General features: G+C 64.9%; 17 protein-coding genes. 9 read left to right on the top strand and 8 right to left on the bottom strand.

Annotated elements, in window-relative coordinates; all coding sequences use genetic code 11:
- Positions 1-88: 88 nt before the first annotated feature.
- Complete coding sequence (locus tag ACVINW_RS28110) at positions 89-283, bottom strand: hypothetical protein (protein WP_456754283.1); 195 nt, start codon at positions 281-283, stop codon at positions 89-91.
- Between the two features lie 161 nt (positions 284-444).
- On the opposite strand from ACVINW_RS28110, the gene ACVINW_RS28105 reads away from it, so the two are divergent.
- Entirely contained in the window at positions 445-1,227 is a 783-nt protein-coding gene (locus tag ACVINW_RS28105; protein WP_456754282.1) for a thermonuclease family protein, read from the top strand.
- A 90-nt stretch (positions 1,228-1,317) separates the two neighbouring features.
- Positions 1,318-3,786 carry a PAS domain-containing protein gene (locus tag ACVINW_RS28100; protein WP_456754281.1) on the top strand — a complete coding sequence of 823 codons (2,469 nt, stop codon included), beginning with the start codon at positions 1,318-1,320 and terminating at the stop codon, positions 3,784-3,786.
- A gap of 23 nt (positions 3,787-3,809) precedes the next feature.
- On the opposite strand, the gene ACVINW_RS28095 is transcribed toward ACVINW_RS28100, so the two are convergent.
- From ACVINW_RS28095 to ACVINW_RS28080, 4 genes are all read right to left on the bottom strand, one after another.
- Positions 3,810-4,106: a septal ring lytic transglycosylase RlpA family protein gene (locus tag ACVINW_RS28095; RefSeq protein ID WP_456754280.1), complete on the bottom strand. Its 297-nt coding sequence runs from the start codon at positions 4,104-4,106 to the stop codon at positions 3,810-3,812.
- A 133-nt stretch (positions 4,107-4,239) separates the two neighbouring features.
- Positions 4,240-6,951 (bottom strand): bifunctional diguanylate cyclase/phosphodiesterase, encoded by a 2,712-nt coding sequence (locus ACVINW_RS28090; RefSeq protein WP_456754279.1) that lies wholly within the window; start codon positions 6,949-6,951, stop codon positions 4,240-4,242.
- Positions 6,952-7,088: 137 nt separating this feature from the next.
- Positions 7,089-7,601, bottom strand: coding sequence for a hypothetical protein (locus ACVINW_RS28085; protein ID WP_456754278.1), 513 nt, complete (start codon positions 7,599-7,601; stop codon positions 7,089-7,091).
- A gap of 227 nt (positions 7,602-7,828) precedes the next feature.
- Positions 7,829-7,957, bottom strand: coding sequence for a hypothetical protein (locus ACVINW_RS28080; protein WP_456754277.1), 129 nt, complete (start codon positions 7,955-7,957; stop codon positions 7,829-7,831).
- 96 nt (positions 7,958-8,053) lie between these two features.
- Here ACVINW_RS28080 and ACVINW_RS28075 point away from each other — a divergent pair, with 96 nt between their 5' ends.
- The 5 genes from ACVINW_RS28075 to ACVINW_RS28055 all read left to right on the top strand — a co-directional run bounded on the left by ACVINW_RS28075 (position 8,054) and on the right by ACVINW_RS28055 (position 15,255).
- Complete coding sequence (locus ACVINW_RS28075) at positions 8,054-8,281, top strand: hypothetical protein (protein WP_456754276.1); 228 nt, start codon at positions 8,054-8,056, stop codon at positions 8,279-8,281.
- 74 nt (positions 8,282-8,355) lie between these two features.
- The gene (locus ACVINW_RS28070) at positions 8,356-8,721 is read left to right on the top strand and encodes a hypothetical protein (protein ID WP_456754275.1); all 366 of its coding nucleotides are present in this window, start codon (positions 8,356-8,358) and stop codon (positions 8,719-8,721) included.
- A 113-nt stretch (positions 8,722-8,834) separates the two neighbouring features.
- Positions 8,835-10,058, top strand: coding sequence for an efflux RND transporter periplasmic adaptor subunit (locus ACVINW_RS28065; protein WP_456754274.1), 1,224 nt, complete (start codon positions 8,835-8,837; stop codon positions 10,056-10,058).
- Positions 10,051-13,275, top strand: a complete 3,225-nt coding sequence (locus ACVINW_RS28060; RefSeq protein WP_456754273.1) for an efflux RND transporter permease subunit — start codon at positions 10,051-10,053, stop codon at positions 13,273-13,275. Before ACVINW_RS28065 ends, ACVINW_RS28060 begins: the two co-directional genes overlap by 8 nt.
- Positions 13,276-13,413: 138 nt before the next feature.
- Positions 13,414-15,255: an alkaline phosphatase family protein gene (locus tag ACVINW_RS28055; protein ID WP_456754272.1), complete on the top strand. Its 1,842-nt coding sequence runs from the start codon at positions 13,414-13,416 to the stop codon at positions 15,253-15,255.
- Between the two features lie 40 nt (positions 15,256-15,295).
- Here the strand turns inward: ACVINW_RS28055 and ACVINW_RS28050 are convergent, their stop codons facing one another.
- Entirely contained in the window at positions 15,296-15,877 is a 582-nt protein-coding gene (locus tag ACVINW_RS28050; protein WP_456754271.1) for a hypothetical protein, read from the bottom strand.
- A gap of 399 nt (positions 15,878-16,276) precedes the next feature.
- Here ACVINW_RS28050 and ACVINW_RS28045 point away from each other — a divergent pair, with 399 nt between their 5' ends.
- Positions 16,277-16,936 (top strand): peroxiredoxin, encoded by a 660-nt coding sequence (locus ACVINW_RS28045; RefSeq protein WP_456754270.1) that lies wholly within the window; start codon positions 16,277-16,279, stop codon positions 16,934-16,936.
- 21 nt (positions 16,937-16,957) lie between these two features.
- A complete protein-coding gene (locus tag ACVINW_RS28040; RefSeq protein WP_456754269.1) occupies positions 16,958-18,421 on the top strand; it encodes a cryptochrome/photolyase family protein in 1,464 nt (487 codons plus the stop codon).
- Here the strand turns inward: ACVINW_RS28040 and ACVINW_RS28035 are convergent.
- On the bottom strand, positions 18,405-19,277 hold the full coding sequence (locus tag ACVINW_RS28035; protein WP_456754268.1) for a DMT family transporter: 873 nt from the start codon (positions 19,275-19,277) through the stop codon (positions 18,405-18,407). The genes ACVINW_RS28040 and ACVINW_RS28035 overlap by 17 nt on opposite strands.
- A 320-nt stretch (positions 19,278-19,597) precedes the next feature.
- Positions 19,598-20,155, bottom strand: a complete 558-nt coding sequence (locus ACVINW_RS28030) for a hypothetical protein (RefSeq protein ID WP_456754267.1) — start codon at positions 20,153-20,155, stop codon at positions 19,598-19,600.
- Between the last annotated feature and the right edge of the window lie 215 nt (positions 20,156-20,370).

Genomic DNA, 20,370 nt, shown 5'->3' with positions numbered 1-20,370 from the left:
ACCTAGGAAATAATCCTTCTTTACCGGTGCCCCTCAGCGCTAGTCGTACTGCACGAGGGCTTTTGTCGCTTGAGCTCCGTCCAAGACTTTACTCAAGCCGCCCTGGTCCTTTGAGGCGAGAATAACCAAGCGATGCTCTGCGCGGCTCATCCGCCAGAGCCGACAAATCATCAGGCTGAATCTGCTTGCCTTTATGTTTCAAACAAAAGCAACTTTGGAGAAGAGCGATGTCGGGCACCTCGGATTGAATCAAGGCCTGGAGCGTGCTGAGCTCTTCCACCATGCCCGCATCTCTCCAATCGCGATGTCCGGCCGTTCTACGTCGCGGAATGCCGATCGGGATGTGACGGCGCGCACGCCCCCTCTGTACGAACAGTCCTTGGTTGGATCGTACCGGCCTGTGCTAGAAGTCCGGCTGTCCGCCAAAGACCTGAAGTGAGCAAGATGCGGTTTCGAAATCCGGTCGTCACGACGCTTCTCCTGACATGCCTTTCTGCAATCCCCGGCCTGCCGGCGATGGCCGCCGCCCCGGCGGTGCCAGCGGTCGTCAAGGACGCCGGCACCATCCAGCTCGGCAACACCACCTACCGGCTCGACGGCATCGACACGCCGGCGGTCGATCAGCTCTGCATCGATGAGCACGCCGACGTCTGGACCTGCGGGATCGAAGCGCGCGACCAGCTGACCAGGCTGATCGGCGGCAAGCCGATTCACTGCGACGACATCGGCGTCGATCCGACCTTCAAGAAGCGCCGGCTCGGCGTCTGCAAGCTCGAGGGCGACCCGACCAGCCTCAGCCAGGTGCTGGTGCAGAAGGGCTACGCGCTCAATCTCGAGGGGTCGGCCACTGGCCGATTCAAGCCGGATGAGGCCACCGCCAGGGACAATCGTGCCGGGCTGTGGAAGGGCTGCTTCGTGGCGCCGCGGGATTTCCGAGCCGCCAAGAAGGATGGCACCCTGCTCGGCAACGCCTGCCCGGCCGACCGCGCCACGCAGATCCGCGATGCGCTCTTCCCCGACGACCTGCCGATGCCGGCAAGCTGCAACATCAAGGGCAAGTATGCCGTGCGCGCCCGCGTCACCGGCAATGTCGGCATCTATCATTTGCAGGCGTGCCGCAGTTACCCCGGCCTCGGCAATCCGGATCGCTGGTTCTGCTCCGAAGAGGATGCGCAGGCCGCCGGGTTCCGCCGGGCCTATAATTGCCGCCCGCCCAAAAGCAAGTGAAGTGCAAGTGAACGACAAATGATGCGACAAATCACACTGGCAAAGCCGCCTCGTCCTGTGTGACACTGCGCCTAGAGGTTGCCGGCGCGTATGACCCCTCCCGATCGCTCTGATGTGCTTCCCGAAGCTGCGGCAGCCGAACGGCTGCGGCAGCACCTTGAGGAGATCGCACGCGAACGCGATCGCGCCCATCGCGAGTTGCAGGAGCGCGAGGCCGAGCTGGCGCGGATCCAGCGCATCGCCCGGGTCGGCGGGCTCGAGATCGATTTCCGCGACGGCGTGCGCAACCGCCGCTCTCCCGAATATCTGCTGGTGCACGGGCTGCCGCCCGAGGAGGTCAACGAGACCTACGAGAACTGGGTCGCGCGCATCCACCCCGACGACCGCGAGCGCACCATCAAGCATCTGTTCGATGTGCTCAAGGAAGGCGGCGAGGACTACACGGCCGAATACCGCATCATCCGCCCGAACGACGGCGAGAGCCGCTGGATCCGCGTCGTCGCCAAGATCGAGCGCGACCGCAGCGGCCGCGCGCTGCGGCTGGTCGGCGCCGATCTCGACGTCACCGACCAGATGCTGGCGCAGGAGACCCTGCGCGAGAGCGAGGAGCGCTTCCGCCTGATCGCCGACAGCGCGCCGGTGCCGATCTGGGTGACCAAGCTCGACCGCACCCGCTCGTTCGCCAACCAGGCCTATCTCGATTTCCTCGGCCTGCCGTTCGAGGAAGCGGTGGTGTTCGACTGGCGCAAGGCGCTGCATCCGGATGATCTGCCCAACATCCTGCAGGAGCAGATCACCGGCGAACTCTCGCTCAAACCGTTCGTGCTCGAAGCGCGCTATCGCAACGCCACCGGCGACTGGCGCTGGCTGCGTTCGGAATCGCAGCCGCGCTGGGATCCGAACGGCAAGCATATCGGCTTCATCGGCGTCGCCCACGACATCACGGCCGCCAAGGAAGCCGAGATCGAACTGCGCAAGCTGAACGAGTCGCTGGAGCGCCGCATCCTGGAGCGCACCGCGCAGCTCGAATCCCGCGAAGCGCAGACCCGCGCCATCCTGGAAACCAGCCATCAATATCAGATGCTGCTCAACCACGATGGCGACCTGCTCTACACCAACCAGACCGCGCTGGCCGGCATCCGCGCCGAGGCCGGGCACGTCGTCGGCAAACCGTTCTGGGACACGCCCTGGTTCACTGCGACCGACGGCATGCCGCGCGTGATCCAGAATGCGTTCGCGGCCGCGATGCGCGGCGAAGAGGTCAAGATCGAGCTGCAATTGCAGTTGCCGATCGGCGAGCGCTATTTCGATTTCGCGATGCGGCCGCTGCAGGACCAGCACGGCACGATCGTCGGCGCGGTGCCGGAGGCCGTCGACATCACCGAGCGGCGACGCGGCGAGGAAGCGTTGCGGCAATCGCAGAAGATGGAAGCGGTCGGCCAGCTTACCGGCGGCGTGGCGCACGATTTCAACAATCTGCTCACCATCATCCGCTCGGCGACCGACTTCCTGCGCCGCCGCGAGCTGCCGGACGAACGGCGCCGCCGCTACATCGACGCGATCTCCGAGACCGTGGAGCGGGCCTCCAAGCTCACCGCGCAGCTGCTGGCGTTCGCGCGCAGGCAACCGCTCAATCCCGAAGTGTTCAATGTCGGAACGCAGGTCGACAGCGTGGTGCAGCTGATCCGCCCGCTGGTCGGTGCCCGGATTCATATCGAGGTCAGGATCGAGGATCCCGACTGTTTCGCGATCGCCGACATCGGCCAGTTCGAGACCGCGATGATCAACCTTGCGGTCAACGCCCGCGACGCCATGAACGGCGAAGGCCAGCTGACGATCGGCGTGAGAAAGGTCAGGCACATCCCCGCTTTGCGGGCCCAGGCCTCGCGCAGCGGCGATTTCGTCACGGTCTCGATCCAGGATACCGGCACCGGCATCTCGCCGGAGCATCTCGACGCGATCTTCGAGCCGTTCTTCACCACCAAGGAGGTCGGCAAGGGAACGGGCCTCGGGTTGAGCCAGGCGTTCGGCTTCGTCAAGCAATCCGATGGCGACATCGAGGTCACCTCGACGCCCGGGCACGGCGCCACCTTCACCATCTATCTGCCGCAGGCGATGCCCCCCGCGGATATCAAGGTCGCAGCCAACGCGGGCACCGAGCAAACCTCGATCGGCCGCGGCTATCGCGTCCTCGTGGTGGAGGACAATGACGATGTCGGCCAGTTCTCCACCGAACTGCTCGAGGATCTCGGCTATTCGGTTAAGCGCGCGGCCAACGCCAATGCAGCGCTCTCGATCCTTTCCGAGAACGAGTTCGCCGCCGACCTCGTGTTCTCCGACGTGATCATGCCCGGCATGAACGGCGTCGAGCTCGCCGGCGTGATCCGCGATCGCTTTCCCGGCCTGCCGGTGGTGCTGACCAGCGGCTACAGCAACGTGCTCGCCGAGAACGCGCATAGCGGCTTCGAGCTGATCCAGAAGCCCTACTCGGTCGAAGCGCTGTCGCGCACGCTCCGCAAGGCGATCGCCGAGCAGCGGGCGACCGCTCCGAAATCCTGACAGCGTGCAGCCTCCGCTGCGCCCTACTCGATCACCACATGCGCGACGCCGAGCTGAAAGATGCCGAGCGCGCGCGCTGCCGTGGTCGAAACATCGATGATCCGCCCGCGGATGAACGGGCCGCGGTCGTTGACCCGGCACTGGATCGACTTGCCGCGATAGGACACCGTGATCATGCTGCCGAACGGCCGCCGGCGATGCGCGCAGGTCATCTCGCCGCGCTTGCCGATGCCATGATAGTAGGACGCAAGGCCACTCTCTGCGTTCGCCATAGACGAGGCAAACAGCAGCATGGCCGCGGACGTGACTGCGGTTTTCATTAATCGCCTGCCGGTGAGCCCCGCAAGGGAACGCGGTTCCGCGATTTCGGTTCCGCATCCGTCGCGTTTCAGGTCGATTTTTTGGAACTTTTCCTGTGGAAACTGCGAGCCTGAGGGCGCAAGGGTAACGCCCTCAGGCGGCGTCCTCGACGCTGTCGGCCGCGAGCAGCGTGCGGACATCCTGCGCCGGCACCGGCCTGCTGAACAGATAGCCCTGCATCTGCGTGCAGCCGAGCATCTGCACGGTGTCGCGCTGCTGATCGGTCTCGACGCCCTCGGCCGTCGTGATCATGTTGCGGTCGGCGGCGATCGAGACCACCGCGCGGATGATCGAGGCCGAGCCAGAGTTGCGGGTGACTTCCTTGACGAAGCTGCGGTCGATCTTGATCTTGTCGAACGGGAAACGCTGCAGATATTGCAGCGACGAGTACCCGGTGCCGAAATCGTCCAACGCGATATGGACGCCGAGCGCACGGAGCTGGCCGAGCGTGACCAGCGCGGCATCGTCATCGGCGATCAGCACCGCCTCGGTGATCTCGAGTTCGAGCCGGCGCGGGTCGAGCCCGCTCTCGGCGAGCGCATTGGCAACCTTCAGCGCCAGCGTCTCCGACCTGAACTGGATCGGCGAGACGTTGACCGCAAGCCGTACATGCGCCGGCCAGGCCGCCGCCTCGATGCAGGCGGTGCGCAGCACCCACTGCCCGATCTCCTCGATCAATCCGGTCTCCTCGGCGACCGGTATGAAATCCGCCGGCGAGATCATGCCGCGCACCGGATGGCGCCAGCGCAGCAGCGCCTCGCAGCCGGTCACTTCGTCGCTGCGCAGGTCGACCAGCGGCTGGTAATGCAATTCGAAGTCGCCCTCGGCCAGCGCGGTCCGCAGATCGGCCTCCAGCGCACGGCGCAGATTGGCCTGCTTCTCCATCGCCGGATCGAAGAAGCGATAGGTCCTGCGGCCGGCGGCCTTGGCCGCGTACATCGCAAGGTCGGCGCATTTCAGCAGGCCGAACAGGTCGGAGCCGTGGCGTGGGGCGATCGCGATGCCGATACTGGCATCGCTCGACAGCCGATGGCCGAGGCAGTCGAACGGCGTGCGCAACGACTGATAGACGCGCGCCACGAGGTCGCTGACGTCGTCGTCCGAGGTGATGTCGTGCTGGACGATCGCGAACTCGTCGCCGCCGAGCCGCGCGATGAAGTCGTTCGATCCGACCGATTGCCGCAGCTTCTCGGCCACGCGGCGCAGGAATTCGTCGCCGATCGGATGGCCGAGCGTGTCGTTGATCCGCTTGAACTCGTCGATATCGATATAGTGGATCGCGAATTCGCGCACCACGGCCTCGCGCAACAGCTCTTCCGCGTGGCGCTGGAACAGCGCCCGGTTCGGCAGATTGGTCAGCGCATCGTAATGCGCGAGATACTCGATCCGCGCCTGCGCACGCCGCCCGTCGGTGACGTCCTCGAGCGTGGTGGCCCAGCCGCCGTCCGGTGCGCGCTTGTAGATCAGGCGGATGCTGCGGCCATCGGGCGTCATGATCAGGGAGTCCCGGACCTGGTCACCCCTGGGATCGGTGAAGCGGGCGCAGTAGGCGTCGACATCGCCCACGAACGAGCCGAGCGCCTGGCGATGCAGGACCAGGTCGCGCAGATGGCATCCGGGTTTGACGATGTCGGGCGACAGGCCGAACATGTCGATATACTGCTGGTTGCAGATCACGAGCCGCGCCGAAGCGTCGAACAGCAACAGCCCCTGCGTCATGGTGTTGATTGCGGTGTCGAGGTGCTGGCTCTTCTCGGACAGCCGGCGCTGCGCCGCATCGTGCTGCCGTTGCAGCTGACGCACGATCAGGAACACCATCATGATCACGATCAGCACCGCCAGCACCGCGGCACAGAACTGCAGCTTGGTCTGGGCGCGCCAGTCCTCCAGCGCGCTGGAGGTTTTCGTGGTGGCGAGGATCAGGATCGGAAAGTGCGACAGCGAGCGGACCGCGCCGACATTCTCCTCGCCGGCGGCGCCGATGAACCGCCCGGACGTGTTGCCGCCGAGGCCGATGATCTTGCGGAACAGCGACTGGTCGGTGATGTTGCTGCCGACCACGCTCGCATCCTGCGGATAGCGCGCGATGATGGTGCCATCGCGATGGATCATCGAGATCACGGTGTCGCCGTTCAGCGCCAGCGAGGCCACGAAATCCTCGAAATGGCTGGGCTCGACGCCGCGGCTCGCAAAGCCGATGATCTCGCCGTTGCGCCCGGTGATCTTGCGGGCAAAGACCGTGGTCCAGTTGCCCGTCACCTTGCTCATCGCGGGCTCGACGATCACGGGCGATGTCGGCCGTCCCGACGTGAATTCCTTGAAGTAGCGCCGGTCAGCGATGCTGATGTCGGGCACCGGCCACATCTCGGACGAGTTGATCAGCCATCCCTTGGCGTTGAACAGATTGAGCCCGCCGACATGCGGCAGCGCTGCCAGCCGCGTGCGCAGCATCTCGTGCGCGCTAAGCAGCGACATGCTTTTCTCGAACTGATCGGCGGTCTCGACCTGCTCCGATCGCAGATAATTCAGGATGTCGTCGTGGACATGCTGGAGGTCGCTGAGCTGCTGGTCGAAATGCCGCGACAGCAACAGCGCGGTGTTGTTGAGCTCGCGTTCCGACACCTCCAGCGCGCGTTCGCGGAACTGCAGCGCGAGGTAGCCGGTGCCAAGCGTGATCGCGAGCACCAATAGCGCGGCACTCAGGACGAGCCACTGAACGGCCCTCATCCGCGTGGCACGCGACACACCTTTGATCGACAGCCGCCGGTGATCCGGCGTCACGCTGCTCGTTTGGACAACCGACATTTTCCTGCCCCTGTGGGTGCCCTTCTAAGGGAGCACAACCCAAGGGGTCGTTAGGAAAATCAGTTATCGGACGGTTAAGGCGAATGCGCACACGAGCGCGATCGGCAGGACGATCGTCAGGAGACGACTGCCACAGCCTATGCCGCCGCCTCCTTCAGGCTGCACTCGATCAGCGCGCCGTCGATGGTGAATTTCGAGAATGGCGAGAACGGCGTCACCGCCTTGAGTGCTGCGAAGAATTGCGAGTCGCCCGGAGACTTCAGGAGAAAGCGGATGTGGTTGGCCGACAACGCATCGCGCGACAGCCAGACGACGCCGGAGAACAGCGCCACGAGCATTTGCGCGTAGTCGGCGGTCCCGGCGAGGCCGAGATCGTAGATGGGGGACACATTGACGAAGCGCGCGCTGAGCGCCGGCGCCGTATACCGGCTCATCAACAGGCGGCGGACCTGGCAGACCGCATGGACCCGCTCTCCGTCGGTCAGGTAATACAGACCCTGGCTGTCCCCCTCCCTGGCGGTCAGCGCCTCGAAGGCGGCAATGCCGCCGAAAGTGGCAAAATCCTCTCCGACGCCTTCAGCGTCCTTCTTCCATTGTGCCTTGATATGACGCCAGGACCGCTCAGGATCCTTGAGTGGCAAAAGCCGCATGGTTAAGGGGCTGTTAGCACGGAGGGGAGTCGACGCCGGGATAATATGTCGCAGGCATTAAGCGTTTGCTTACAGCGGTAGCCGGTTGCGCCGACGCGACGGCTGCCGGGTAGCCCGGATGAAGTCAACGGGTCGCGCCAATGCGCGCCCGATGACAGGCTCCGCGCAATCCGGGGAGCCGTGTCCGCGGTTAGCGCGCGCCCGGATTTCGCTGCGCTTCATCCGGGCTACAAGATAAGCATCCATTTGGCATAGTCGGATTTGACCACTGTGGGCTCGGCCCCGAACAGCGCCGAGTAGAAGCCGACCGATTGCGGGATGTCCTTGACGGCGACGTGGACATGCAAGCGCTTCATGGGCGGTCCTTTTCGAGCAGCGGCGACGCTGGATGGATATTCCGTCCCAAGCATGCTCAGATATCAACAGTATTACAACAAGGGTTCAAGCGCGCGATGGATGCGCTGACGCTGTTCGGATTGTTCGCCGTCACCATGATGCTGGTCTGCTACGCGGCCGAAGATCGCAGCCCCTGGTTCATCCTGGCCTTTGCGGTGTCGTGCGCGCTGGGCTCGGCCTACGGTTTCCTGCAGGGCGCCTGGCCGTTCGGCCTGGTTGAGGCGATCTGGGCCGTGGTCGCCGCGCGCCGGTGGTTGCTGCGCCGAACCGCCGAGGGCGTGTAACGTTATAGTATCCACGGCCAATCTGTCGCGGTGGCGAACTTGAATGCACGCGGTCACGGCGCTAAGTAGGCGCCATGGCCGCTTCGCGCACCATGATTCAATCTTCTCGCACAGCGGGACCGCGCCGTTGGCGCAGCCTGCTTGCGGGGCTGATCTCGGTTGCGCTCGTGCTGTCGTTCTTCCACGGCTGGACCTCCGACGACGATGACGATGCAGGTCCTGTCTTCTCGATCGCACAGTCGATCAAGGACACCGGCGGCAAAGCCCCCGCACATCCGGCCTCACTGCACGGCGATCACTGCCTGACGCACGTCGCCTCGGTCGCTCCGCAGGAAACCGCATTCCCGATCGCCTATGCGCCGCACCGCTACGCGGACAGCAGCATCGAGTTGCCGGCATCGGCCGAGCGCCTCTCTCCCTTCAAACCACCCCGCGCCTGATCCGGTCGGCATGACCGGCCGTGCGCGGCTGCCCTTGGGCAGCACGCATGCTTCCGCACAGATCGATGTCGCGACAGCGCACGGCCATTGGCCGGCGCTGCGGAGAGGCGCACATGAAACGGATTGTTCTATTTTTCGCCGGCGTGACCGCCGGCATTGCACTGGTATTGCTCGCGGCCGGAGGGATCGGCTGGCCGGTCAAGTTCCCGGCCACGACGCTTGAGGCCGCGTCCGAGAGCCCGCAGAAGGCCGAAGCCAAGCATGAGGCTCCCGGACATATCGAGCTGGGCGAAGACCAGATTCGCGAAGCCGGCATCACGCTTGCGCAAACCAGCGGCGGCATGCTGAAGCGGCATTTCCTCGCGCCGGGATCGCTGATCCCCGACGCCGACCATATCGGCCGCGTCTCGGTCCGCGTGCTCGCCACCGTCACGGAACTGCGCAAGCGTCTCGGCGACGTCGTCGAGAAAGGCGAGATCGTCGCCGCCATCGAAAGCCGCGAGGTCGCCGATGCCAAGAGCGAATATCTCGCCACACGGCTCACCAACGATCTGCAGCAGACGCTCTACATCAGGCAGAAGACCCTGGTCGAGAGCCGCATCGTCTCGGAAAACGAGTTCCTGCGCACGCGGTTGAGCGCGAACGACGCCCAGATCAAGCTCGACGGCGCGCGGCAGAAGCTGTTTGCGCTCGGCCTGTCGGAAAGCGAGATCGCCGATCTGCCGAACCAGCCGCCGGAGAGCCTGCGCACCCAGTTCCTGCGCGCGCCGATCAGCGGCCGGGTGTCCGAGCGGCGCGTCGATCTCGGAGGGTTGATCGGGCGCGAAGGCCAGGAGAGCGAGCTCTACGTCATCGTCAATCTCGACGACATCTGGGTCGACCTGGCGGTTTCGCCGGAGGATATCAACGCAGTCCGCGAAGGCGTGTCGGTCAAGATCCGCGCCATCGGCACCGAGGACGAAGCGAGCGCCGGCGTGATCTTCGTCAGCCCCCTGCTCGACCGCGAGACCCGCAACGCCCGCGTGATCGCGACCATGCCCAACAAGGATCACCGCTGGAAGCCCGGTACCTTCGTCACCGCGGAGGTCCCGCTGTCAGGCGCGCCGTCGACCGTCATCATCCCGAAGAACGCACTTCAAACCATCAAGGGGACACCGACCGTGTTCGTGCGCGATGCCGACGGCTTCGAGGCGCGGTCGGTGCGCACCGGACGCGAGGACGACGACGACATCGAGATCGTCACCGGCCTCGCCGCCGGCGAGGCCATCGCGGTGCAGAACACCTTTACGCTGAAGGCCGAGGTCGAGAAGGACGAGGCGGAGCACGGCCATGATTGAGCGCATCATCGCTCTCGCGATCCAGCGGCGTTGGGTTGTCGTCACGCTGGCGGCGATCCTGATGTTCATCGGCGGCCTGGCATTGACCAAGCTGCCGATCGAGGCGGTGCCCGACATCACCAACAAGCAGGTCCAGATCAACACCGTGGCGCCGGCGCTGTCGCCGGCCGAGATCGAGAAGCAGATCACCTTCCCGATCGAAACGGCGCTCGCCGGCGCACCGGGACTGGAGAGCACGCGCTCGCTGTCCCGCAACGGCTTCTCGCAAATCACGGCGGTGTTCAGCGAATCGACCGACATCTATTTCGCCCGCCAGCAGGTCGGCGAACGCCTCACCGAAGTGCGCGCGCGCCTGCCGCAAGGCATCGAGCCGCGGATCGGCCCGACCTCGACAGGTCTCGGCGAGATCTACATGTGGACCGTCCATTACTCCGGCGACAAGGTCGAGACCGACGGCGCGCCGGGCCTGCAAAGCGACGGCCGCTTCCTGACGGCGGACGGCCAGGTGCTGCACAGCGAGGTCGAGAAGGACGCCTATCTGCGCACGGTGCAGGACTGGATCATCAAGCCGCAGATCAAGATGGTGCCGGGTGTCGCCGGCGTCGATTCGATCGGCGGCTATCTCAAGCAGTACCAAGTCCATCCCGATGCCGCGAAGCTGATCGCGCTCGGCCTCACCTTTGCCGACGTCGCCAAGGCGATCGAGAGCAACAATGTCAGCCGCGGCGCGCGCTATATCGAGCGCAACGGCGAAGGCTTCGTGGTGCGCTCCGGCGGCCGGCTCGAGAATATCGAGGAGCTCGGCGCCGTCGTCGTCACCACGCGCGGCGGCGTCCCGGTCCGGATCCGCGACCTCGCCACGCTGTCGATCGGCGGCGAGACCCGCACCGGCAGCGCCAGCGAGAACGGCCGCGAGGTCGTGGTCGGCACCGCACTGATGCTGATCGGCGCCAACAGCCGCACCGTGTCGGCCGCGGTCGACGCCAGGCTGCGTGCGATCACGCCATCCTTGCCGGCAGGCATCAAGGTCGAGACTGTGCTGGACCGCACCCAATTGGTCGATGCGACCATCGGCACCGTGGCGCGCAACCTCTCTGAAGGCGCGCTGCTGGTGATCGCGGTGCTCTTTGTCCTTCTCGGTAACTTCCGGGCGGCGCTGATCACCGCGCTGGTGATCCCGATCGCGATGCTGATGACTGCCATCGGCATGTGGCAGGGGCGGATCAGCGCCAATCTGATGAGCCTCGGCGCGCTGGATTTCGGCCTGATCGTCGATGGCGCCGTGATCATCACCGAGAACAGCCTGCGTCACCTCGCCGAGAAGCAGCATACGCTCGGCCGCATCCTGACGCGCGACGAACGGCTGGCGACGGTGCGCACCTCCGCCGTCGAGATGGTGCAGCCGAGCCTCTACGGCCAGGCCATCATCCTCCTGGTCTATGTGCCGCTGCTCACCTTCACCGGCGTCGAGGGCAAGATGTTCGAGCCGATGGCGCTGACCGTGATCCTCGCGCTCGCCGCCGCCTTCGTGCTGTCGCTGACGCTGGTACCGGCGCTGATCGCGATCGGCATCACCGGCCGCGTGCAGGAGAAGGAAAACTGGCTGGTCGCCGCGCTGAAGCGCTGCTACAGCCCGCTGCTGCGGCATGCGGTGACGACGCCCGTTCCCGTGATCGCGGTGGCGGTCGTGCTGTTCGCCGCCGCGCTGTTGGCCTTCTTCCGTCTCGGCCAGGAGTTCATCCCCTCGCTCGATGAGAAGAACATCGCGATGCACGCGCTGAGGATTCCGAGCACCGCGCTGTCGCAGTCGCAGGCGATGCAGCTCTCGGTCGAGAAGGCCGTCAGCCACTTCCCGCAGGTGTCGTTCGTGTTCTCGAAGACCGGCACCGCGGAAGTGGCGAGCGACCCGATGCCGCCGAACGCCTCCGACACCTTCATCATCCTGAAGCCGCGCGCGCAGTGGCCGGATCCATCGCTGACCAAGGAGCAATTGATCGAGGACATCTCGAAAGCAGTCGGCCGGCTGCCCGGCAACGTCTACGAATTCACCCAGCCGATCCAGATGCGTTTCAACGAACTGCTCGCCGGCGTTCGCGGCGACATCGCCGTCAAGGTGTTCGGCGACGAGTTCGAGCCGATGCAGAAGGCTGCCAACCAGATCGCGGCCGCATTGCGCGGCGTGCGCGGCGCGACCGACGTCAAGGTCGAACAGGCGAGCGGCCTCCCCGTGCTCGAGATCAAGGTCGACAAGGCGGCGATCGCCCGGCGAGGCCTCAGCGTCTCCGAAGTCCATGATGTGATCGGTGCCGCGGTCGGCGGCCAGGATGCCGGCGTCGTCTACGAGGGCGATCGCAGCTTCGACATCGTGGTGCGACTGCCGAAGAGCGTGCGCTCCGATCTCGAGGCGCTGAGCAATCTGCCGGTCGCCTTGCCGAAGGCAACGCCGAGCTCGCCGGTGCAGAGCCTGCCGCTGAACCGCGTGGCGCAGTTCTCCTTCACCGAAGGACCGAACCAGATCAGCCGCGAGAACGGCAAGCGCCGCATCGTGGTGACGGCCAATGTCCGCGGCCGCGATCTCGGCTCGATGGTCGAGGAAGCACAGACGAAAGTCGCGCAAGCGGTCAAGCTGCCGCCGGGCTACTGGATGACCTGGGGCGGCCAATCCGAGAATCTCGCCGCGGCGCGCCGGCGCCTTGTCGTCGTGGTGCCGGCCTGCTTTGCCATGATCTTCCTGTTGCTGCTGGCGGCGATGGGGTCCGTGCGCGACGCGCTCCTGGTGTTCAGCGCGGTGCCGCTGGCGCTCACCGGCGGCATCGCGGCGCTCTGGCTGCGCGGCATGCCGTTCTCGATCTCGGCGGCAGTCGGCTTCATCGCACTGTCGGGCGTTGCCGTACTGAACGGGCTCGTGATGCTGAGCTTCGTGCGGCAATTGCGCGAGCAAGGCGTGCCGCTTCGTGACGCCATCGAGCAAGGCGCCCTCACCCGCTTCCGGCCGGTGGTGATGACGGCGCTGGTGGCCTCGCTCGGCTTCGTGCCGATGGCCTTCGCCACCGGCACCGGCGCCGAGGTGCAGAAGCCGCTCGCCACCGTGGTGATCGGGGGCCTGATCAGCGCGACCCTGCTGACGCTCGCCGTGCTGCCCGCGCTCTATGCACGGTACGGCCATGTCGGCAGCGCTGCGCAGAATGAGAGGACCGCGATTCAGCCGGCGGAATGAGGATATGTTGACCGGCAGTGCCAAGGAAAATCCGGCAGTTGCAGCGCCGAACCGGTGCTGTAACAATTCTGTCATATGGCAAAACTAAACGAAGGCTGCGGCGGGCTGCCGCGGGGCTTCATCAGGGGGAATAACAAGATGCGTCGTGCCATTACATTGCTGTCCGCGAGCATGATCGCGCTCTCAATGGGAGCCGCCTCGGCGCAAAATGCAAAGCCCCGCAACCTGATCCTGTTCGTCCCCGACGGCCTGCGCGGCGGCATCGTGACGCCGGAGACGGCGCCGGCGATGGCCGAGATCCGCGACAAGGGCGTCTACTTCAAGAACTCACATTCGCTGTTCCCGACCTTCACGATGGCGAACAGCTCGGCACTGTCGACCGGCCATTATCTCGGCGACACCGGCACCTTCTCCAACACGATCTTTACCGGCTACACCTCGGTGCCGGCCGGCGACACCGTGGTGCCGTTCATCGAGAACGACGCGGTGCTCGCCGATATCGACGATCACTTCAACGGCGACTATCTCAACGAGGAGACGCTGCTGAAGATGGCCCGCGGCCAGGGTTTCAGCACCGCCGCCATCGGCAAGGTCGGCCCGACCCTGCTGTTCGATCACACCGATCGCGGTAAGAACACGATCGTGATCGACGATTCCACCGGCGGCAAGACCGGCGTGCCGCTCTCCGACGAGATGAAGGACGCGTTGACCAAGGCCGGGCTGCCGCTCGCCACGCCGAGCCGCGGCGATAACGCCAAGGCCGGTGACGCCAAGACACCCGGCACCACGGTCGCCAACGTCGCCCAGCAGGCCTACATGGCCGATGTCGCGACCAAGGTGGTGCTGCCGATGTTCAAGGCGCGCAACAAGCCGTTCGTGCTGGTGTTCTGGTCGCGCGATCCGGACGGCAGCCAGCACAACACCGGCGACAGCCTCAACACCATCACCCCCGCCATCAACGGCCCGACCTCGATGGCCGGCATCAAGAATGCCGACAACAACCTCGCCCAGCTGCGCAAGGCGCTCGACGAACTCGGGCTGTCCGCCACCACCAACATCATGGTCTCCTCCGACCACGGCTTCTCGACGATCTCGAAGGAGAGCAAGACCAGCCCCTCGGCCAAGATCGCCTATGACGACACGCCGAAGGATTTCCTGCCGATGGGCTTTTTGGCGATCGATCTCGCCAAGGCGCTGGACCTGCCGCTGTTCGACCCCAACGACAAGAATGCCAAGGTCGCCGACAACGCCCATCCGAAGGCCGGCAACGGCGTGCTCGGCCAGGATCCCACCAAGCCCGACGTCGTGATCGCGACCAATGGCGGCTCGGACCTGATCTACCTGCCGAACCGCGACAAGAAGCTCGCCGACCGCGTCATCAAGGCGCTGCTCGAGCAGGACTATGTCAGCGGCCTCTTCGTGGACGACAAGCTCGGCAATTTCCCCGGCACGCTGCCGATGTCGAACCTCAATCTGAAGGGCAAGGCGGTGACGCCGAACCCGTCGATCGTGGTCAACTTCCGCTCCTGGTCGAGCGGCTGCCCGATCCCGACCAACTGCTCGGTGCAGATCGCCGACACCGTGCTGCGCCAGGGCCAGGGCATGCATGGCAGCTTCAGCCGCGGCGATACCTACAACTTCACCGCCGCGATCGGCCCCGACTTCAAGGCGGGCTATGTCGATCCGCTGCCGGTCAGCAACGCCGACGTCGGCATGACCGCGGCGCAATTGCTCGGCCTGCGCGCGCCGAACAACGGCGGACTGATCGGCCGGGTGATGTCGGAAGCGCTGCCGAACGGCATCGTGCCGAAGATGGCCGAGGGCACGCTGGTATCGAAGAAGGCGTCGGCCAACGGGCTGCGCACGGTGCTGAAATTCCAGCGCGTGCTCTCGACCCGGTATTTCGACGTCGCCGGGTTCCCGGGGCGGACGCTCGGGCTCGAGGAGAGCGACGGCAAACAGAAAACGGCGGGGAAGTGATCCCCGCCGCCTCCGCTTGAAGCCGTTTCGTTCGGGATGATTACATCATCCCGATGTCGAACACGTTGGGCAGCTGGGTCGCGAGCGGCAGTGCCGCGGCGCCGACCAGCGTCGCCACCATTGCAGCCAGTGCACGGCCGGTGCGGCGCTGGCCGCGCATCCGGCCCGCGATCCACTCCAGGACTTTGGTGTCGATCTTGGCGCCCTGCGTCGGCGCCCAGCGATCGATCTCGGTGTCCGCCGACAGCGCCACCGTGCGCGGCGGCACCGGCAGGCCGGACTCGGAGGCGGCATGGTGGGCGATCGCCTTGGCGAGCAGGTCGTCGAACCGGCCGCCATCGCTGCGCTCGGCAGCCGCCTCGTTGATCGCGAACAGCGCCTCGATCTCGGCCCGGCTGACCGGCTGATGCTCGACCGCGGCCGCCGTCAGGATACGCGCGCACCAGGCAGCGTCATCGGCATCGAGGGAGCGGGAGAAATGGATGCGGCCCTTGGTGGTCGGGCCTTCGCCGGTGATGACGCCGTCGCGCACGATGGTCAGCGCATGGGCGGCGGTCTTGCGGCAGGATGGATGCAACGCACCGCTGAGAGCCTCAGCGGTCTTGGTACTTGGGGTAGACATTGTGGGAGCTTTCAATTGCTATCTCAGGCCAGCTTTTCCATGCGGGCGTAAACGAGTGGTTAACGATTCGGAACTTGGGTTCCGAGATTTTTAGATGGTTGCTATTTGGTCGCTTTGGAAGCTGTCACGGTTCAGTCCTATAGCACCCAAGGGGTCGTCGAGGCCGGCGTGATGACGGCGATAAGCGGCTTTATCTAGGCATTTCCAAGCTTTTGTGCCGCAGTTGATATTTCGCCGCAGCGGCCTGGATCAAAACAAGTTGCTTGGAATTCCACCCCAAAGGAGAAATGTTTCACCTTTTTTCAGAACCCGTTCACTTAAGCCTTTTCGCGTCCTATACTGGAACAGACCACCTCAAATACAAATTTATCCGCAACTTCAAAGGGATGAGGTAACATCATGGCACTTCAGATTGGCGCTGTCGCCCCCGACTTCGAAGCCGAGACGACCGAAGGAAAGATCAAGTTCCATGACTGGATCGGCAGCAGCTGGGCGCTTTTGTTCTCCCATCCGAAGGACTTCACCCCGGTCTGCACCACCGAGCTCGGCGCGCTGGCCCGCCTGAAGCCCGAATTTGACAAGCGCGGCGTCAAGCTGATGGGCCTGTCGGTCGACCCGGTGGATCGCCACGCCAAATGGTCCGAGGACATCAAGGAGACCCAGGGCGCCGCGCCGAACTACCCGATGATCGGCGACACCGATTTCAACGTGTCGAAGCTCTACGACATGCTGCCGGCCTCGACCTCGGGCGATCCCCTCACCCGCACCGCCGCCGACAACCAGACCGTCCGTAACGTCTTCATCATTGGCCCCGACAAGAAGATCAAGCTCGTGATGGTCTATCCGATGACCACGGGTCGGAACTTCCACGAGATCCTGCGCTCGATCGACTCGCTGCAGCTCACCGCCAAGCATCGCGTCGCCACCCCGGCCGACTGGAAGCAGGGTGAGGATGTGATCATCGCGGGCTCCGTCAACAACGACGAGGCCAAGACGATCTATCCGCAGGGCTGGAAAGAGCCGAAGCCTTATATCCGCATCGTGCCGCAGCCGAAGTAACGGCCGGAACGACGAGGTCGAGTGGCAAGGACACAGCCCGTTATCGTCTGGTTCCGCGACGATCTGCGGCTGTCGGACCACCCGGCCCTGCACGAGGCAGCCAGCCGCGGCGCTCCCGTGGTTGGCCTCTACGTTCGTGACGAAGCTAGCCGCGCTCTGAGAGTTCCGGCCGCGCGTCTCCTCGGGGGTGCGACGCGCTGGTGGCTGGCGCAGTCGCTGCGCGCGCTCAGCAAGAGCCTTGAGGCAATCGGTGGGCAGCTGGTGCTGCGCACCGGACCGGCCGCCTCCGTGATCACCACGCTGGCGCGCAAAACCAATGCCAGCGCCGTGTTCTGGAACCACATCGCGCAGGCGCCGCATCAAGCGGTTGCCGCCGACGTTGAATCGGCGCTCGCAAGTGATGGCATAGACTCGCAAATTTTGCCGGGCGACTTGTTGATCGAACCCAACGCGATCCGCAACAAGGACAACCGCGGCCTGCGCGTGTTCACGCCATTCTGGCGGCGCGTGCAGGGGCTCGGCGATCCGCCCAAATCGCTGCCAGCACCGAAGCAGCTAACATCGATCGGCGGCGTCGCGAGCGAAGACCTCGACGATTGGCAGCTTGAGCCGACCCGGCCCGATTGGGCCGGCGGCCTGCGCGAGACCTGGACACCGGGCGAAGCTGCGGCCCAAGCCCGGCTGAAGGCCTTTCTCGACGACGGCATCCGCGGCTACACCGATGACCGCGACCGACCCGACCGCGACGGCACCTCGCGCCTGTCGCCGCATCTGCGCTTCGGCGAGATCAGCCCGCGACAGATTTGGCACGCCGCGCGCTTCGCCGCCGCCGAGCACCCACGTCTGGCCGGCGACATCGACAAGTTCCTCAGCGAGCTCGGCTGGCGCGAGTTCTGCCGCCATCTCCTGTTCGACGTTCCTGACCTCGCCGAGCAGAATTTGCAGGCGCATTTCGACGCCTTTCCGTGGAAACGAGACGCCAGTGCATTGAAGGCATGGCAGCGCGGCCTGACCGGCTACCCGATCGTCGACGCCGGCATGCGCGAGCTCTGGCACGCCGGCGTGATGCACAATCGGGTGCGGATGGTGGTGGCCTCGTTCCTGGTCAAGCATCTGCTGATCGACTGGCGCGCTGGCGAGCAATGGTTCTGGGACACGCTGGTCGATGCTGATGCCGGCTCCAACCCGGCGAACTGGCAATGGGTCGCCGGCTCCGGCGCCGATGCCGCGCCCTATTTCCGCGTCTTCAATCCGGTCCTGCAGGGCGAGAAGTTCGATCCCGACGGCGCCTATGTCAGGCGCTGGGTGCCGGAACTGGCGCAGCTCCCCGACAACCTGGTCCATCAGCCCTGGACCGCGACGCCGATCGAACTCGCCAGCGCCGGCGTCGAGCTCGGCAAGACCTACCCGCAGCCGATCGTCGATCACAAGCAAGGCCGCGAGCGGGCGCTTGCGGCTTATGCGAAGATTAGGCGCGGCGATTGACCAGCAGCACCGCCGCGGCGCAGGCGGCCATGCCGGCAATCGCGACTGCGTCGAGCTTCTCGCCGAACAGCACATAGGCCATCAGCGCCGTCACCGCCGGCACCAGGTAGAACAGGCTCGCGACGGAGGTCGCGGCATGGTGCCGGATCAGCCAGTACAACAGCCCGATCGAGCCGATCGACAGCGCGAACACCAGCCAGGCCAGCGCCAGCACGAACTCGCTGGTCCAATGCACGACATTGCTCTCGAACAGCCACGCGCCGATGCCGAAGAAGATCGTCACCGCGACGTACTGCACCAGATTGCCGGCGCGCCAGTCGATCGCATTGCAGTAGCGGCGCTGATAGAGCGTGCCGAGCGTGATCGAGATCAGCGAGACGCCTGAGGCAAGCCAGCCCCAGCCCGCCTCGCCCGTCATCGGACGGTTGTGCAGGATCAGCACGACGCCGGCGAGGCCGAGCACCAGCCCGCCCCATTGCAGCGGCGTGACACGCTCGCCGAGCCAGCGGTTGGCGATGGTCGAGGTCAGGATCGGTTGCAGGCCCGGGATCAGCGCCGAGAGCCCGGCCGGAATCGAATGCGCGATCGCAATCGCGGTGCCGCCGAGATAAAAGCCGTGCACCAGGATGCCGGCCACCGCGCTATGGAAGATGCCGGCCCGGTCCGGCCATTTCGGCTGCGCCACCCCGGCGATGACAGCCATCACCACCACCACGAGCGCCATCCGGATCGCCAGGTAGGTCAGCGGATCGGCATTGTTGATGACGTATTTGGTGCCGATGAATCCCGTGCTCCACAGCACGACAAAGATCGCCGGCGCCAGACGAGCGGCAGTTTCCTCGAAGCTCTTGTTCATTGCCTGCTGTCATTGCCCGAACATGAGGCAGCCGGCAATCGCGAAGTTCGGCGGAGGTTGTGGACGCGCGCGCCAAGCACATTGTCGCCCCGCGAACGCGGGCAATCACAGACGGCTGCGGCCACATCTCATAGCGCCGCGTGCGTCATAGCGCAGGGTGAGGCACGCCCGAGCAATTTCTGGATAATAGACTATGCCGCTGATTGCCCGACATGTCAGGTGGCCATGTCGCAAGCCGGCAAGCCGACGGCTCCTTTGCATGGGGTTGTTTTCGATATTTTGGCAGCGACACCATCTGCCGGGCAGCGGCGGCCTCCCCATCACCTGAGGTGATACTTCCTGCCGTTGGTGTTCGGGTCGCTATTGTCGCTTGTCGAGAACATCAGGGCGGGACCGAAATAGTTCCAGGTATCCCGATAGAACGCGAAGCGGCCAGCTCCCTTGTCGATGATCTCCTGCTGGACGCTGTTTGCCGGGCCGAGCAGCTTGTCGTCCTCATACAGCCGGGCGGCCTCGAGCGCGCCGTCGACATATTTGACGGGGATGAGATACGCATGTCCCTTGTAGAGGCGGAAGGCACCGCGGATCAGACTCGGATCGAGCGGGCTCGCAGGAACCAGATAAAGCGCAGCGCTCGACACCAGCGCAAAAAAAGCTGATCCGATCAGGACACGCGCGCTGGATGAAATCCTGAACGGCACCTTGCCGGGCTCTTGCTCGCCGGGCCGCCCGTCATTGGCGGCGTCTGCTCTCGTCGCGTAGAGCTGATAGGAATCGGTCAAGCCTTGCTCGAGTCCGTCACGAAAACCCATCTGGTAGGACACGCGTCCGCATAGCGCGAACAGCAGGATCAAAGCGAGAAGCAATGTGATCAGCATGAGGTGACGCCAATTGGTGTGACGGCCGGGATTGTCGACTTACCTAGCGGTTCGGGACGTCAAAATCCATTCCCTGCGCGGGGCTTCCGGTTCCCGAGGCTGCGCTGCCATGCCGGACGAACCTGAGCTGCATGGTACAGCAACGTCTCTCCCGTCCTGACCTGCCCGATTTAGGAACGCCACCCGGCGCCCAGGCGTTTTTGACACGCAGGCTG

The organism is Bradyrhizobium sp. USDA 4461 (genome assembly GCF_054055655.1).
This window is presented reverse-complemented; position numbering and strand designations above follow the sequence as displayed.

Coding starts and splice junctions, on each gene's coding strand:
- ACVINW_RS28065 (WP_456754274.1), top strand. CDS start 8,835: ATGAAACGGATTGTTCTATTTTTCGCCGGCGTGACCGCCGGCATTGCA.
- ACVINW_RS28090 (WP_456754279.1), bottom strand. CDS start 6,951: ATGTCGGTTGTCCAAACGAGCAGCGTGACGCCGGATCACCGGCGGCTG.
- ACVINW_RS28075 (WP_456754276.1), top strand. CDS start 8,054: ATGGATGCGCTGACGCTGTTCGGATTGTTCGCCGTCACCATGATGCTG.
- ACVINW_RS28035 (WP_456754268.1), bottom strand. CDS start 19,277: ATGAACAAGAGCTTCGAGGAAACTGCCGCTCGTCTGGCGCCGGCGATC.
- ACVINW_RS28080 (WP_456754277.1), bottom strand. CDS start 7,957: ATGAAGCGCTTGCATGTCCACGTCGCCGTCAAGGACATCCCGCAATCG.
- ACVINW_RS28105 (WP_456754282.1), top strand. CDS start 445: ATGCGGTTTCGAAATCCGGTCGTCACGACGCTTCTCCTGACATGCCTT.
- ACVINW_RS28050 (WP_456754271.1), bottom strand. CDS start 15,877: ATGTCTACCCCAAGTACCAAGACCGCTGAGGCTCTCAGCGGTGCGTTG.
- ACVINW_RS28055 (WP_456754272.1), top strand. CDS start 13,414: ATGCGTCGTGCCATTACATTGCTGTCCGCGAGCATGATCGCGCTCTCA.
- ACVINW_RS28095 (WP_456754280.1), bottom strand. CDS start 4,106: ATGAAAACCGCAGTCACGTCCGCGGCCATGCTGCTGTTTGCCTCGTCT.
- ACVINW_RS28060 (WP_456754273.1), top strand. CDS start 10,051: ATGATTGAGCGCATCATCGCTCTCGCGATCCAGCGGCGTTGGGTTGTC.
- ACVINW_RS28110 (WP_456754283.1), bottom strand. CDS start 283: ATGGTGGAAGAGCTCAGCACGCTCCAGGCCTTGATTCAATCCGAGGTG.
- ACVINW_RS28045 (WP_456754270.1), top strand. CDS start 16,277: ATGGCACTTCAGATTGGCGCTGTCGCCCCCGACTTCGAAGCCGAGACG.
- ACVINW_RS28070 (WP_456754275.1), top strand. CDS start 8,356: ATGGCCGCTTCGCGCACCATGATTCAATCTTCTCGCACAGCGGGACCG.
- ACVINW_RS28085 (WP_456754278.1), bottom strand. CDS start 7,601: ATGCGGCTTTTGCCACTCAAGGATCCTGAGCGGTCCTGGCGTCATATC.
- ACVINW_RS28030 (WP_456754267.1), bottom strand. CDS start 20,155: ATGCTGATCACATTGCTTCTCGCTTTGATCCTGCTGTTCGCGCTATGC.
- ACVINW_RS28100 (WP_456754281.1), top strand. CDS start 1,318: ATGACCCCTCCCGATCGCTCTGATGTGCTTCCCGAAGCTGCGGCAGCC.